This window comes from Nocardia sp. NPDC051911 (assembly GCF_040681035.1).
Lineage (GTDB): Bacteria > Actinomycetota > Actinomycetes > Mycobacteriales > Mycobacteriaceae > Nocardia > Nocardia sichangensis.
Map to the genome: position 1 here is coordinate 62,137 of NZ_JBFAXY010000040.1, position 14,588 is coordinate 76,724.

General features: G+C 70.0%; 14 protein-coding genes. 7 read left to right on the forward strand and 7 right to left on the reverse strand.

Annotation, left to right across the window (positions count from 1 at the left end):
- Window positions 1-43: 43 nt before the first annotated feature.
- Window positions 44-499 carry a hypothetical protein gene (locus AB0L97_RS33955; protein ID WP_356964698.1) on the reverse strand — a complete coding sequence of 152 codons (456 nt, stop codon included), beginning with the start codon at window positions 497-499 and terminating at the stop codon, window positions 44-46.
- 226 nt (window positions 500-725) lie between these two features.
- On the opposite strand from AB0L97_RS33955, the gene AB0L97_RS33960 reads away from it, so the two are divergent.
- Window positions 726-1,682, forward strand: a complete 957-nt coding sequence (locus AB0L97_RS33960) for an SDR family NAD(P)-dependent oxidoreductase (RefSeq protein WP_355079004.1) — start codon at window positions 726-728, stop codon at window positions 1,680-1,682.
- 38 nt (window positions 1,683-1,720) lie between these two features.
- Here the strand turns inward: AB0L97_RS33960 and AB0L97_RS33965 are convergent, their stop codons facing one another.
- On the reverse strand, window positions 1,721-2,476 hold the full coding sequence (locus AB0L97_RS33965; RefSeq protein ID WP_355079002.1) for an alpha/beta hydrolase: 756 nt from the start codon (window positions 2,474-2,476) through the stop codon (window positions 1,721-1,723).
- A 196-nt stretch (window positions 2,477-2,672) separates the two neighbouring features.
- On the opposite strand from AB0L97_RS33965, the gene AB0L97_RS33970 reads away from it, so the two are divergent.
- The gene (locus tag AB0L97_RS33970) at window positions 2,673-3,371 is read left to right on the forward strand and encodes a class I SAM-dependent methyltransferase (RefSeq protein ID WP_364437833.1); all 699 of its coding nucleotides are present in this window, start codon (window positions 2,673-2,675) and stop codon (window positions 3,369-3,371) included.
- A gap of 6 nt (window positions 3,372-3,377) precedes the next feature.
- On the opposite strand, the gene AB0L97_RS33975 is transcribed toward AB0L97_RS33970, so the two are convergent.
- Window positions 3,378-4,964 carry a DNA polymerase Y family protein gene (locus AB0L97_RS33975; RefSeq protein WP_364437836.1) on the reverse strand — a complete coding sequence of 529 codons (1,587 nt, stop codon included), beginning with the start codon at window positions 4,962-4,964 and terminating at the stop codon, window positions 3,378-3,380.
- Between the two features lie 25 nt (window positions 4,965-4,989).
- Window positions 4,990-5,676, reverse strand: coding sequence for a hypothetical protein (locus AB0L97_RS33980; protein WP_355078996.1), 687 nt, complete (start codon window positions 5,674-5,676; stop codon window positions 4,990-4,992).
- A 659-nt stretch (window positions 5,677-6,335) separates the two neighbouring features.
- Here AB0L97_RS33980 and AB0L97_RS33985 point away from each other — a divergent pair.
- A complete protein-coding gene (locus AB0L97_RS33985) occupies window positions 6,336-7,457 on the forward strand; it encodes a serine/threonine-protein kinase (RefSeq protein WP_355078994.1) in 1,122 nt (373 codons plus the stop codon).
- A 28-nt stretch (window positions 7,458-7,485) separates the two neighbouring features.
- On the opposite strand, the gene AB0L97_RS33990 is transcribed toward AB0L97_RS33985, so the two are convergent.
- The gene (locus AB0L97_RS33990; protein WP_157111826.1) at window positions 7,486-8,121 is read right to left on the reverse strand and encodes a response regulator transcription factor; all 636 of its coding nucleotides are present in this window, start codon (window positions 8,119-8,121) and stop codon (window positions 7,486-7,488) included.
- A 96-nt stretch (window positions 8,122-8,217) separates the two neighbouring features.
- Window positions 8,218-9,537: a PspC domain-containing protein gene (locus AB0L97_RS33995; protein WP_355078992.1), complete on the reverse strand. Its 1,320-nt coding sequence runs from the start codon at window positions 9,535-9,537 to the stop codon at window positions 8,218-8,220.
- Window positions 9,538-9,750: 213 nt separating this feature from the next.
- Here AB0L97_RS33995 and AB0L97_RS34000 point away from each other — a divergent pair, with 213 nt between their 5' ends.
- The 3 genes from AB0L97_RS34000 to AB0L97_RS34010 all read left to right on the forward strand — a co-directional run bounded on the left by AB0L97_RS34000 (window position 9,751) and on the right by AB0L97_RS34010 (window position 11,906).
- Window positions 9,751-11,466: a PspC domain-containing protein gene (locus AB0L97_RS34000; protein ID WP_364437842.1), complete on the forward strand. Its 1,716-nt coding sequence runs from the start codon at window positions 9,751-9,753 to the stop codon at window positions 11,464-11,466.
- Window positions 11,459-11,677 (forward strand): hypothetical protein, encoded by a 219-nt coding sequence (locus AB0L97_RS34005; RefSeq protein ID WP_355078988.1) that lies wholly within the window; start codon window positions 11,459-11,461, stop codon window positions 11,675-11,677. Before AB0L97_RS34000 ends, AB0L97_RS34005 begins: the two co-directional genes overlap by 8 nt.
- Before the next feature lie 94 nt (window positions 11,678-11,771).
- Window positions 11,772-11,906, forward strand: coding sequence for a hypothetical protein (locus AB0L97_RS34010; protein WP_355078986.1), 135 nt, complete (start codon window positions 11,772-11,774; stop codon window positions 11,904-11,906).
- A gap of 54 nt (window positions 11,907-11,960) precedes the next feature.
- Here AB0L97_RS34010 and guaA read toward each other — a convergent pair whose 3' ends face one another.
- On the reverse strand, window positions 11,961-13,535 hold the full coding sequence (gene guaA / locus AB0L97_RS34015) for a glutamine-hydrolyzing GMP synthase (RefSeq protein ID WP_355078984.1): 1,575 nt from the start codon (window positions 13,533-13,535) through the stop codon (window positions 11,961-11,963).
- 119 nt (window positions 13,536-13,654) lie between these two features.
- Here guaA and AB0L97_RS34020 point away from each other — a divergent pair, with 119 nt between their 5' ends.
- Window positions 13,655-14,455, forward strand: a complete 801-nt coding sequence (locus AB0L97_RS34020; protein WP_355078982.1) for an alpha/beta fold hydrolase — start codon at window positions 13,655-13,657, stop codon at window positions 14,453-14,455.
- The last annotated feature ends 133 nt before the right edge of the window (window positions 14,456-14,588 follow it).

Sequence of the window (14,588 nt, forward strand, 5' to 3'; positions counted from 1 at the left end):
TCGTCTCGAACATACATTCGAAGACGGACGATGTACAGGCAGGTCAGGACGCCCGGAGACGCTCCACGGAACCGGCGGACAGAGCGGCCTCGACACCTTTCAGACGAGTCCGGATGAGCGCGCCGTAGGCATCGGAGGCGAGGACGTCGAGATGCCCGCGCGCGATGGCCAACTGCATCCTGGCCACTTCGAACTCGCCGACCCGGCGATGACTGTCGGCCAGGTTCAAGTAGAGCGACGGCAAGAAGCCGCGCAGGCCTTCATCGAGCGGCACACCGGGCCCGAACACCGCGGCCAGCGCGCGCTGATCCCAGCGCAGCGCCTCGGCGGGCTCCTCCTGGAGATCGGCGAGATGATGTGCGACCACGCAGCGCTGCAACACCCCACCGTGTTCGCCGAGTTCGTCCCAGAGCTTTTCCAACGCCCGTCGCCCCGCCGCGGGGTCGACGCCACCGAGCCGCACCGCGGCAAACACCTCCGCCATCCGATCGTCCGACATGCGCTGAGTATCGCACATATGTTCGAACGTTTCGAGAGTTGTTCGATCCGTTTCGCGCATTCGCAAATCCCCAGGCCGCGTGCGGTTCTCGAACCGGCAGGCCGCACCGGCGCGACACGCCGCGACGACCGGGGGCGGCCGATCCCGGATGCGACCGAGAGCACTTGGCAGGGAACTTACTTTGGAGTAAGTTCATGGCCACCAGACCTGCAAAGGAGCAGCAGCGATGACCGACGCCCCCGCTGAGCCCGCCCGCCGCCGGCGCCACAACCGCGACCTCACCGGGCGGCATGTCCTCATCACCGGGGCATCCTCCGGGATCGGGCGGGCGGCCGCGCTCGCGGTCGCAGGCAAGGGCGCCACCGTGTTCCTGCTCGCGCGCCGTGGTGAGGAACTCGCCGCGGTCGTCGACGAGATCAGGGCGGCGGGCGGCTCGGCCTACGGGTACTCCTGCGACATCACCGATTCCGATTCCGTCGACCAGGTGATCAAAACCGTCCTGGACGAACACGGTCACGTGGACATGCTGGTGAACAACGCCGGCCGCTCCATCCGCCGCGCCATCCACCGCTCCACCGACCGGTTGCACGACTTCGAACGCACCATGGCCGTCAACTACTTCGGCGCGCTGCGGCTGACGCTGGCCCTGCTGCCGCAGATGCGGGAACGCAAGTTCGGGCACGTCGTCAACATCAGCAGCGCGGGCGTGCAGGTGGCCACGCCGCGGTTCTCGGCATATCTGGCCAGCAAGGCGGCACTGGACAAGTTCACCGAGGTGGCAGCCGTCGAGACCATGGCGGACGGCGTCACGTTCACCACCATCCACATGCCGCTGGTGCGCACGCCCATGATCACCCCGAGCGGCGACCAGGGCCCCGCCGAGTCGCCCGAGTGGGCGGCCGCGACCATCGTGCGCGCCCTGACCGAACGGCCCAAGCGCATCGACGTGCCTTTGGGCACCATCGCCGAATACGGCGCGCTGCTCACCCCGAAGATCCGCGACCGCGTCCTACACCGCTACTACCGCGCGCTACCCGACTCCCCCGCAGCCAAAGGCGAGTCGACCACCCCCGAAGAACCGGCCGAACCACACCCCCAGCCCCGCCCCCGATCAACCACACGCCGCCTCACCGGCACGGCCCTACGCCGCGCCGCCCGCTGGGTCCCCGGCACGCACTGGTAAGGCGTCCGTGACCGGCACAACCATGTGCCACTCGCGGTTCAACCCGCCAGGAATGGGCGGACGGTTGCGGCGAAGTCGAAGTAGCGGTCGCGGTGGATGCTGTGGCCGCAGGTGAAGGTGGTCACCGTGCAGTCGGTGATGCTTTCTTGCAGGATGGCGAGTTTCTCCGGATCGACCATGCCGCCCGGTCCGCCGCACAACACCAAGGTGGGCGCGGTGATGTCGGAGAGTCGGTCCCACCACTCCGGGTTCGGCTTACGGAACTGCTCCAGCGCGGTCTTCGTCATGGAGCGGTCGAAGGCGAGCACCGCGCGCGGGTGCCGGACCAGGCTGGAAGTGGCGTGCCACAGTTCGGGCGCGGTGGGAAACCGGCGGGTCAGGCGCAATTCCTCGGCGCCGGACCGCAGCGGGAGCGGGCATTCCTCGATGACCAGCCTGCGCACCAGTTCCGGGCGCTCCTGCGCGACGCGCGACACCGCGTAACCGCCGAGCGAATGCCCGACCAGATCCACCACGGGCAGTTCCAGGTGGTCGCACAGGCGCAGCAGATCGTCGCCGAACTCGTCGAAGAGATAGGAATCGGTGTGTGAGCTACGGCCGTGTCCGCGGAGATCGGGGATGATCACGCGGCGTCCGGATCGCACGAGAACACGCGCGAACCGGTCCCAGGTGTACCCGTCGCCGCCCATGCCGTGCACGAGCAGCACAGGGATGTCGCTGACCGCACCCACCCCCGAATCCCGATAGGCGATCCGCACGTCTCCGAATGTCACCTGGCCAAGCGTCAGATCCACGACATAGGAGGATACCGGCAGTCATGCCATACCCCGGCGTGGTGTAGCGCTGATCACCCAACGGCGAAAACGCAGTTCGAACGGCACTCACCAGGTCCGATACCCGCGCCATCGCGAAGTTCGTTGCCCACATTGGTGTTTCGACTGGCGCGAAAAATCCCTGGCGCGTGGGCGAACTCGGAGCAATACTCGCCGCATGCCCTCCTTCGCCGATTTCGATCGCCGCGACTACCGCACCGTCGACGTGGCCACGGGGTACGACGGTTGGGCCCCCACCTACGAACAGACCGTCCTGGACGAGATGGATCTCGCTCTGCTCGGGCGACTACGGCTGGACCTCGGCCGGGTGCGGCGCGCGGCCGACCTCGGCTGCGGCACCGGGCGAACCGGAACCTGGTTGCGAGACCGCGGAATACCGCACATCGACGGCGTCGACGTGAGCCAGGGGATGCTGGCGTTGGCGGCCGAGCGCGGCGCCCACACCACGCTGACTCGAGCGGACGTGCGAGCCACCGGTCTGCCGGAAGGCGCCTACGACCTGGTGATCGCGTCGCTGATCGATGAGCACCTACCGGAGCTGGCGCCGTTCTACGCGGAGGCGTGGCGGCTGGCCGCACCGGGCGCGCGCTGCGTACTGGTCAGCTACCACCCGCAATTCATCATGGTTTCCGGAATGCCGACGCATTACACCGACCCTTCCGGCGAACCGGTGGCGATCAGCACCCACCTGCACTTGGTCAGCGAGCACCTGTCGGCCGGTTTGGCCGCGGGCTGGGTCCTCACCGAGGTAGCCGAGGCACTGGTCGACGACGCGTGGCTGGCCCGCAAACCGAAATGGGCCGCCCTGCGCGGACATCCGTTCACGTTGGCGACCGTGTGGTCGCGCCCGGAATGAAGCCTCTCAGCCGTAAATCCCTTCGGCGTGCCAGGTTTCGTCGTGATAGACCAGCAGCAGCACCCGGCTGGCGGCGGGGGCGTCGTCGAGTTGGACCTGTGCGCGGGCAGTGAATTCCGCGTCGTCCACATCGGGGGCCCACCAGCGTTCGTCCACCGGCCACGGGCCGGCCCAGCCGATGAGCCGCCACTGTTTGCTCCCCCAGCGCAACAGCGCGGGGTCGGCGTCGAACAGGGCGCGGTCGGTGACCTTGACGGGCGCGCCGTCGGCGGCTTCCAGTCGCACCAGCGGACGGTTCATCAGGATCACGGCGGGGGCGGGCTCGGGCAGCCGGCCCGGCCATGGCTGCGCGGGGTCGGCGGCGGGGACGAGTTCGTCACCCAGCGTGACCATGGTGATTCGTTCGGCGGGGCCGCGTCCGCCGCTCAGCACGCCGACACGCACCGCTTCCCCGCCGAGCAGACCCTGCACTCGGATGAGCGCGCGGCGGGCGCGTTCGTCCTCTTCCCCGTCCCCGCCCCATAAGCCGAGCTGCAGCGCGCCCGCCGTGACCACCTCGACCGGTTCCAGCCGCAGCACGGTGATCGGCGCGGTGGGCCGCGCACCGTCGCGCCGGGTGAGCCAGCCGTCCAGCTGCCAGCGCACCCGATCCGCCGTGCCCTCCGGCGTGAGCGGCTCGGCGCAGCGCCAGATTCGCGAAAGATGTTCCCCCGCCGCAGTTTCCGCGTACACCGAAAGCCTGGTGCAGGCCAGCCCGGCATCCGCGAGCGCGCTGTGCAGCCGGGTGGCGAGCAGGCGACCGGCGAAGGCGGCCGCGTCTACCCGCTCGATCGGCGGATCACAGCGGTACTCCACCACCAGATCCGGCGGTGGCTGCCGCGCGGACGGCGGACGCTCCGGCTCGGCCCTGGCACAGCGATGCGCGAGCACGGCGTCGGTGCCGAACCGGGAGGCGACCTCCGCCGCGGAGAGCACGGCGAAATCGCCGATCCTGCGTAGCCCCAAGCGGTGCAGCAGATCGACCAGATCGGCGCGTTCCGGGGCGGCCAGGCTCGGTTCGACCGCGAGTTCCCCCACCGGTAGCGGTGCGAGAAACCGTGCCCCCTCCCCCGCGGGCACGATCGCGGCGCGGCGGGCGGCGATCACCGCCGTGGACAGCTCGTCGGCGATCCCGATCTGCGCTTCCGCCCCGGCCGCTGCCACCGCGTCGACCAGGCGCTCGGCTGCCGCCTCCTCGGATCCGAAGAACCGCGCCGCGCCGCGCGCGCCGAGCACGAGCAGGCCGGGGCGCAGCACCTCCACACCGGGCACCGTCGCGGCCACCGCGGCGACCAGCGGTTCGAACAGTCGCGCGTCCCGATCCTGATCCTGTTGCGCGAGGAACAGCTCGGGGCAGCGTGCCTGCGCCTCCCTGCGCTTCAAACCGCGGCGCACCCCTTCGGCTCGCGCGATCGCCGAACAGGCCACCACCCGGTTGGCGAACAGCACCGCCACCGGCCGTGTCGCGGGCAGGCCTGCCACCGCCGCCGCGGCGACCGCGGGCCAGTCCGGGCACCACAGGGCGAGCACCCGCTTGGCTCCCGGCCGGATCACGGCGCCGCACCGCGGGCCGCGGCACTCACGACACCGCCTCCTGTGTGTCGACGGCTTCGACCGGCGGAGCCGCCTTTTCGCGCAGCACCCATTCCACGCGCCCCGCATTCGGGCACAAATCCAGCCGCCCACGCCGTGGCGGTCCCGCCTTGCCGCGCACTTCGACCGTCAAACCGAGCGAACGCAAGCGTCCGCGCCCGCGGCCGAGACCGGCATACCCCGCGATGCGGGCATCGAGCTGGAGGGACGCGCCGGGCCAGCGACCGTCGGCGACCACCAGGGTGGCGCCCTTGTTGCGGGCGCGGGCGGCGATCACCCGGCTTCGAGCGGGCGCGACGGCGGCGCCCCCGAGTCCGAGTACGACCAGATCGAGCCCGTCGAGCAGCACCGCGGCCACTTCCACCGGGTCGGGGCCGGGATCGGCGATCACGGCCAGCCGCCGCAACTGCGCCCCCATCTCCACCGCGGCGAGCAGACCGAGCCGGGGCATGCCCACCACCGCGGCGTGCCCACCGCCCTCGGTCACCGCGGCGAGCAGACCGGCCAGCAACGAACTCGCTCCCGTGTACGCCACCACGGAGCCCTTGACCAAGCCACCATCCGGCAACAACGGTGCGAGAGCCGTGGGCACCGGCAATGCCGCTCGGCGCGCCCCGTCTCCGAGCGGAGCCCGCTGTGCTGCCGATTCACCGCGACCCGGCACCGCAGCCATGCGGCTACGCAGCTCAGTGAGGGATGGGGCACCTTCCCGCCCACCACTGCGTCGCGCCGGCGCGCCCCGATTCACCCCTCCCTGCGAGATCGCATCCGAACCCATCTCAACCACCTACTTCCCGCGATGGACCCGAGGCGAAGCATGCGGAGCGACCCTCCATTCGAGCGCCAGCACCGATTCAGCTATCGATTCGTATCGAATATACGTTCGATACCGACACAGTAGAAACCGACCCCCGGGTTTCCGTCAAGGGTTCGGCAGCCTCGTGTCGTGGTCACGCGGGTCCGATCCGGCTTCGAGTGGAATCTGTGCAGGTCCAGCACGCGGGTGTCGACACGAGATGGAGTGCGAGCGATCCGCGACAGCCCTCGTTTCGCACCCGCGGCGCCCTCCGCAGGCGAGGCCGCCTGGCCGTCGGTTCCGCCCGGCGACCGCCGCCGGGCAACCTCGCCGCAGCTTCCCCCTGCCCCGCCGCAAGACACATCGGGACCGGATCCGGCGCGCGCCCGGCTACCACGCCCGGCACCGGTTCATCGGTATGGTGTGGGGCACACATTCGAACCGAGAGCGGGCGTGACACATACCAGTGCCTCATGTCCGCCTATGCGCGAACACGAATCAGGCCAGCTAGCCCCATTTTCCGCTACCCTGCACCCGTGACCGAACGCGCTCGTCCTACTGTCGGCCCCCAATATCTCGTCGCAGGCCGCTACCGCCTCCAGTCGAAGCTGGGTGGCGGCGGCATGGGCGCGGTATGGCTGGCGCACGACCGCCTGCTCGACCGGGACGTCGCGATCAAGCAGGTGCTCACCACGGCCGGGCTCGATGAGGCCGAAGCCGAGGCGGTCCGCAACCAGATCATGCACGAGGGCCGGGTCGCCGCGAAACTCTCGCACGACCACGCGATCGCCGTGTACGACGTGGTGCTCGAGGCCGGTGAGCCCTGGCTGGTGATGGAGCACCTGCCGTCGCGCAGTGTCGCGAAGGCGCTCGCGCTGGTCGATACGCTGCCGCCGATCGAGGTCGCGCAGATCGGCGCCCAGGTCGCCGACGCGCTGGCCGCCGCGCACGCGGTCGGCATCGTGCACCGGGATATCAAGCCGGGCAACATCCTCGTCGCCGACCGTGGCACCGGCGTGGGCATGGCGAAACTCAGCGACTTCGGCATCTCCAGCGGCGCGGGCGACCTGCTCGACGAACCGGACGGCGTGATCACCGGCACCCCCTCCTACCTGCCCCCCGAGGTCGCGCGCGGAGCGCAACCGACCAAGGCCAGCGACGTGTTCTCCCTGGGCGCCACGCTCTACACCGCGATCGAAGGACAGCCGCCGTACGGCTTCGACGAGGACAGCGACGTCATCGTGCACCGCGCCGCCATGGCGCAGATCATCCCGCCGACCCGCAGCGGCATGCTCACCCAGGCGCTGCTGCACATGATGGAGCCCGCGCCGCAGCGCCGCCCAACCATGGCCGAGGCGCGCGACGAAATCCTCACCGCCGCTTTCGGTCCCGGCACCGGACCGTACATTCTGGGCGCGCCCGTCCGCACCGAGGACGGAACCATCCCGTTCTGGGCCGCGCGCAATTCGGCATCCGGGATCCGCAGCCAGCACTCCACGCCGCTCCCCCGCCCGCACCGCAACCTCGCGGGAGCGGCCGCGGCCACGCCCCCGCAGCGCACCAGGAATTCTCAGCCCGGCAACGCCCCCCTGGCCATCGCCGTCGGCCTGCTGATCGGCCTGGTCATCATCATCGGGATCATCGTCGCCGTCCTCTGACGTCCGGGCACCCGGAGCCGAACGGCAGTCAGTCGATGCGGCGACGGTGGGCCCATCGGGTCAGGGCGTTGCGGTTGGACTGCTGGGTCTTGCGCAGGACGTTGGAGGCGTGCGTCTCCACGGTTTTGACCGAGATGAAGAGTGATTCGGCGATCTCGCGGTACGTGTAGCCGCGCGCGAGCAGGCGCAGGACCTCGAGCTCACGCGGGGTCAGGGAGTCGAGTTCGGGATCCAAGGGCGGCTCGGGTACCGGGGACCTCCCGGTGAACGAGTCCAGGACGAAACCGGCCAAGCGCGGGCTGAAGACCGCATCGCCGCCCGCCACCCGGCGGATGCCGTCGGCCAGCTCGGCTCCCGAAATCGTCTTCGTGACATACCCTCTGGCCCCGGCCCGGATCACCGCGATCACGTCCTCGGCCGCGTCGGACACGCTCAGCGCCAGGCACACCGGCCCCGGCTCGATACCCGCCAGCACCGCCACCCCACCGCCGTCGGGCATGTGCACGTCGAGCAGGACGACGTCCGGTCGCTCGGCATTGATCCCGGCTACCGCCTCCGCGACCCCGCCGGCCTCACCGACCACCTCCATGTCCGCCTCCCGGCTCAATTCAGCACGCACACCCGACCGAAAAACGGCGTGATCATCGACGAGAAAGACCCGCACGGTCACCTACTTCTCCTAACCGACCCTTGACCCCCAACCCGTACCACACTCGTCCCCCACACGCCTGTCTCGTCCTGGCAGGTGCGCAACGCGTGCCTAGTGGGCGGCCGGAGCGGGCTCTTCGTCCAAGGGGGCGCAGCCGGAATCGGTCCGCGGCATGGTGATTCGGACCTCGGTGCCGCGACCCGGCGTCGACAGGATGTCCACCTGGCCGCCGCGGCGCTCGATCCGGCCGCGAATGGACTTCGCCAGGCCGCGACGATCCTCCGGCACGGACGCGAGGTCGAAGCCGGAGCCGCGGTCACGGACGAAGATGCTCACCTGATGCGGCTCGACCTCGGCGAACAGATCGATCTCCGGGACACCCGCGTGCTTCGCGGCGTTGACCAGCGCTTCCCTGCTCGCGCCGAGCAGGGCGGTGAAGTGTTCCTTCGGCAGACCCGATCCGGAGCCGTCGACGTCCATCGATACGTCGCCGACGGTCACCGGCGCCACCTTCACGCCGTGCTGGTCCTCCACCTCGCCCGCGATGGTCCGCAGGGCCGCGGCCAAGCTCGACTGCGCGGGCCCGGAATCCTCGAACAGCCATTTCCGCAGTTCCCGCTCCTGGCTGCGGGCCAACCGCAGCACTTCCTGCGGGTCGTCGGCCTGACGCTGGATGAGCGCGAGTGTCTGGAGCACGGAATCGTGCAGGTGCGAGGCGATCTCCTCGCGTTCCTCGTTGCGGATGCGGGCGGCGCGCTCGGCGTTCAGCGCGCGCATCATGCGCAGCCACAGCGGAACCGTCAGCAGTCCCGCACCGATCAGCGTGACCGCCACCGCCAGCAGCGCCGATCCGATCGAGCTCAAATTGATCCTGGCCAGCACCACCACACCCAGACCGGCCACGATCAGCGTCGCACCGGCGACGATGCGCGACCAGGTGACCACCGATGGACGCGCGGGCAGCCCGAGCAGCGAACGCGGCCCGTCGACGTCGTACTCCCGCCACACCAGCGCCGCGCCGACCGCCACCACGATGATCGGCGCGATCACCTTCGCCGCGGTCCCGCTGAACACCCAGGACACGGCGATCGCGAGCCCGAGCCCGAGCATCGCGAGCCCGATCGCCTGCCGCCGCTCCGTACCGGAGGGTTTCGCCTGATCCGACCCACCGGGCGTGAAGATCCACAGCAGCCCGTACGCGACGATGCCCGCCCCGGCCAGCGCGGACAGCAGCACGAACGCCATCCGCACCTTGAACACGTCGACACCGAGATGGTCGGCCAGACCGCCCGCCACTCCGCCGACGACCCGGCCGCCCGACCGGCGGAAGATCCGCGCCTGCGGCGGCCATGGGACCGGCGCGGGCGCGGGACCCAGCCCACGTGCAGCGTCGAACCCCCGGGTGTCGAACGCGGGAACAGACGGGTACATGTCTTCGATACTGGCACGGCGACGAAGCTGCCAGCATCGGGATTCACCCTGATCTCGCTTGCTCGACCACACCCGCGCCGACCAGGGCGGACGCGGCCGGGCCCGATCGAACCCGTGCATAGCTGAAAGTTTGCTGCATCGGTGGATCGGTCCAAAGTGTTCAGGCTGTTTTCAGGGTTCCCCCCGATGCGCCGATTCACGGATCGGCACACCATGGGAAACATGACGAAAACGAGCTTCGGCGACCAGGTCCAGCAGATATGGCAGACCCGGCCGATCCGATTGCCGCAGCAGGGGCCCGTCGCGGGCGTCGCGGCGGGGTTCGCGCGCCGCTACGAGATCGATCCGGTACTGGTTCGGGTCGCGTTCGTCGTCTCGACGATCTTCGGCGGCGCGGGCATCGTGCTCTACCTGCTGGCCTGGCTACTGCTGAGCGCGGCGGGCGACCAGGCATCCGCGGCCGAGTCGCTGGTCGGCAAAGGCCACAGCTCGCAGTCGCAGACCAAGACCATCGTGTTGATCGTGGCGCTGGCCATCGCGGTCAGCACGATGGGACCGGTCGGTGTCGGTCTCGGCGGATCCGGCCTGATCAGCCTCGCCCTGATGCTGGCGGGCTGGTGGATGCTGCACCTGCGCACCCCCAACCCGCCACCCGGGACCACCGAAGTGTTCGGCGGATTCGCCCCGGAGAGCGGAATCAACGCCACCGGCTACCCCGGCGCGGTCTTCCCGCAAGGAGCGACCCGGACGGTCGGTGATCTGTACGTGCCGCCGACCGCCGTGTACACGCCGTACACCAAACTGCCGGATTCCTACGTCCCGGAGACGTCCGCGCCTGCGGCGGACGGCGCGACGGTCCCGCTGCACAAGCCCGCCGTCGATGACGCGACCGTGGTACCGGACAACGTCGCCGCGCCCGCTGCCGGATCAGCGACGAGTTCGGTCGCCGACGAGAGAGAAACCGACGCTCAGGTCACCGATCAGACCGATTCGCCCGCCACGGTCGGCGATCAAGACGGCCCGGCGGCGGTCGGCAGCGGCCGGATCGATTCGGTCGGCGGAGCCGGATCGGACACGACTCACACCGACCGAGCCGATTCGGCCGGATCGGACTCGACTCATGACGATCGAGCCGAAAGCGGACCAGGCACGAGACCGTCATCGTCCGACGCTGCGATCTCACTCGGCAAAGACGCTCCGGCCCCGGGCCGCGCTCCGAGCTCGCGTGGCCCCGCGGCCGCTCAGCCCGCGATCATCGGCGGCCCGACCCCGCCGTCCTGGGATCCGCTCGGCGTAGCTCCACTCGCCTGGGACCTGCCGGAGCCCACCCCGGCCCGCACCGTCGTCGCCCCGCCGCAGAAGCGTCCGCGCTCGCGCCTCACGCCGGTGGTGATCGGCCTGGCCATCCTCGCGGCGGCGGGTGCCGGTGCAGCGGCGGCCTCGGGCGCGGAATGGATGACCCCCGGCCGGATCGCCGCGGCGGCGCTGGCCGTGATCGGCCTCGGCCTGGTGGTCGGCGCGTTCCTGCGGCGCGGCTACGGCTTGCTCGTGCTCACCGCGCCGCTCGCCGGGTTCGTCCTGCTCGCCTCCGCGATCGGTCCGATCGAATCCGATCAACTGGGCGACCGCACCTGGGCGCCCGCCTCCGCCGCCGATCTGGCCCAGAACTACAAGCTGACCATGGGCACCGGCACGCTGGACCTGCGGTCGCTGAAACTGACCGAGAACCGCACCGTGGACATCGACGTCCGGATGGGCGAAGCCCACATCCTGCTGCCCGCCGACATGACCGTCCGCACCACGTGCACGGCGACGATGGCCGAGGCCCTCTGCCCCGAGGGCATCAGTGGTCCCGGTACTCCCGGCGCGCCGGTGCTCGATCTGAACGTCGACGTCCGCGTCGGCAACGTGGAGGTGCAGCGTGGCTGAGAACGAGAAGAAGGAGACGACCGACTCCCGCCGCGGCCCCGCCGCCTCGCTGCTCATCGCGGGACTGCTGTCCCTCGCGATCAGCGTGTGGGCTTTCGTCGGCCCGGCGTCCTGGCCCGCGGCCGGCATGATCTCGATCGGTTGGATCGTCGTGCTCGCCGCCATCGTCATCGGCATCGTGCTGGTGATCTCCCCCCGCAGACGACGATGAGCGTGCGGCCCGTCCACTTGGACGGGCCGTTTCGCGTTCAGCCCCGAGCCACCGCCGCCGTAGCCGGGCCGCATTCCTACGACAGGACAACCGCATGAAGCGCGACGAACCCGCCGATCAGACGCCACCCACCACCCGGACCACACCGCCCGATCCCAGACCCGGCATCACGAACGGCGTACTTCTGGGCCGCGTGATCCTGTACAGCGCTTTCCACCGCCCCCGCTGATCTCGCACGCGATGACGGCGGCGAGTAGTCACCGCCCGCTGGGCGGCCGGGAGTTCACTCCCACTCGATGGTGCCCGGCGGCTTGCTGGTCACGTCCAAGACCACGCGATTGACCTCCGCCACCTCGTTGGTGATGCGGGTGGAGATGCGTTCCAGCACCTCGTAGGGCAACCGGGTCCAGTCGGCGGTCATGGCGTCCTCGCTGGAGACCGGGCGCAGCACGATCGGGTGTCCGTAGGTGCGGCCGTCGCCCTGCACGCCGACGCTGCGGACCTCCGCGAGCAGCACGACCGGGCACTGCCAGATCTGGGCGTCCAGACCGGCCGCCGTCAGTTCCTCGCGGGCGATGGCGTCGGCCTTGCGCAGCGTCTCCAACCGGTCGGCGGTGACTTCACCGACGATGCGGATGGCCAGACCGGGACCGGGGAAGGGCTGGCGAGCGACGATTTCCTCCGGCAGCCCGAGCTCGCGTCCGACCGCGCGGACCTCGTCCTTGAACAGCAACCGCAACGGTTCTACGAGTTCGAACTCCAGATCGTCGGGCAGACCGCCGACATTGTGATGACTCTTGATGTTCGCGGTGCCGCTGCCGCCGCCGGACTCCACGACGTCCGGGTAGAGCGTGCCCTGCACCAGGAACTCGACCTTCGGCGTCTCGCCGTCGGCCGCACCGTGCTCGAGCACCGCCTCGCCCACCGCGTCCTCGAAGGAACGGATGAACTCCCGCCCGATGATCTTGCGCTTCTCCTCGGGATCGGTCACACCCTTCAACTCGCCGAGGAACTTGTCCACCGCGTCGACGGTCACCAGTTTGGCGCCGGTCGCGGCGACGAAATCCTGCTGCACCTGCTCCCGCTCGCCCGCCCGCAGCAGGCCGTGGTCGACGAACACACACGTCAACCGGTCACCGATGGCGCGCTGCACCAGGGCGGCGGCGACGGCGCTGTCCACCCCACCGGACAGTCCGCAGATCGCGTGTTTGTCACCGATTTGCTCGCGTACCGAGGCGATCAGCGAATCGGCGATGTTCGCCGGAGTCCAGGTGGAGGGGATGCCTGCGAGTTCGTGCAGGAACCGGCTCAGCACCTGCTGCCCGTGCGGCGAATGCAGCACTTCCGGGTGGTACTGCACACCGGCCAACCGGCGCGCGCGATCCTCGAAGGCGGCGACCGGCGCGCCCGCGCTGGTGCCGGTGACCTCGAAGCCCTCCGGCGCGTCGGTGACCGCGTCGCCGTGGCTCATCCACACCGGCTGGATGGTGGGCAGGCCGCCGTGCAGCAAACCACCGTCGATGTTGAGTTCGGTGCGTCCGTACTCACGGGTGCCGGTGTGCGCGACCGTTCCACCCAGCGCCTGGGCCATCGCCTGGAAGCCGTAGCAGATGCCGAAGACCGGCAGCCCCAGATCGAACAACCGCGGATCCAGCCGCGGCGCGCCCTCGGCGTACACGCTGGCCGGACCACCGGACAGGATCACCGCGAGCGGCTGCTTGTCGGCGATCTCCTCCACCGTCGCGGTGTGCGGAACCACCTCCGAGTACACGCTCGACTCGCGAACCCGCCGCGCGATCAGCTGGGCGTACTGTGCTCCGAAGTCGACGACGAGGACCGGTCTCTGGGTTTGTGCCACTCGCCCAGTTTAGTGAGCGGCGAAACGAGCGAATCATCGGCACAGCGGCACCGCGTGGGAGGCGAGCCGACCGCCCGAATCGTCACCCGCGGCCCGGCTCGCTGGTTATCCTTCTGCTCGTGCCCTTCGCCCGCGCGATCGATGCCGACATCCACTACGAGGACAGCGGCGGGGACGGCCCGGTGGTACTGCTGGCGCACGAGTTCCTCATGGACCGCACCATGTTCGCCGCCCAAACGGCCGCTCTCGCACCGGAATTCCGGATCGTCTCCTGGGATGCCCGCGGCCACGGCCGCACCAGGGACGAGGGCCTACCCTTCACCTATTGGACCGCGGCCAGGGACGCGCTGACCGTCCTGGATCATCTCGGCGCCGAGCGGGCCGTCGTCGGCGGCACCGCGCAGGGGGGTTTCACGGCGCTGCGCACCGCGTTGATCGCACCGGAACGCGTCTCCGCGCTGATCCTGATCAGCACCGAAGCACACGGTCCCACCCCGGAGCAGTCCACCGCGACGCAGAAATTCCTCGACGAGTGGTACGACGACGGCTCCCGCGAACGAGCCGTGCACCAGCTGGCTTCCTGGCTGATCGGCGACGACGAGTGGTACCGCTCGATCTGGACCCAACGCTGGCTGGTGCGCGACCGCCGCGGCATCGAGGTGGCGGCGGGCTGCCTGCTCAGCCGGGATTCGGTACTGGACCGCCTCCGCGAAATCGCCTGCCCCGCTTTGGTGATCCACCCCACCCACAGCGGCATGGACCGCGAGCGCGCCCAGGAACTGGCCCACGGGCTGTCCGGCGCGACCTTCATCGAAATCGCCGAAGCCCGACTCGCGGTGACGATGACCCACCCCGAGCCGGTGAACCACGCGATCCAGCAGTTCCTGCGCGCGCGAACGAAACCGACCCGCGTGCGCTGAACGCTGTGTGGATTTGCAGCGCCTGCGGCGCTGCGTGTTCGCGGCCCCTTATGGCTCGCGTTCCAGCGGTCGAGACTCGCGCCCGCGGCGCCAGCCCATAGACCGCGGGAAAGCCGGCCGGGCCGCCAACGGC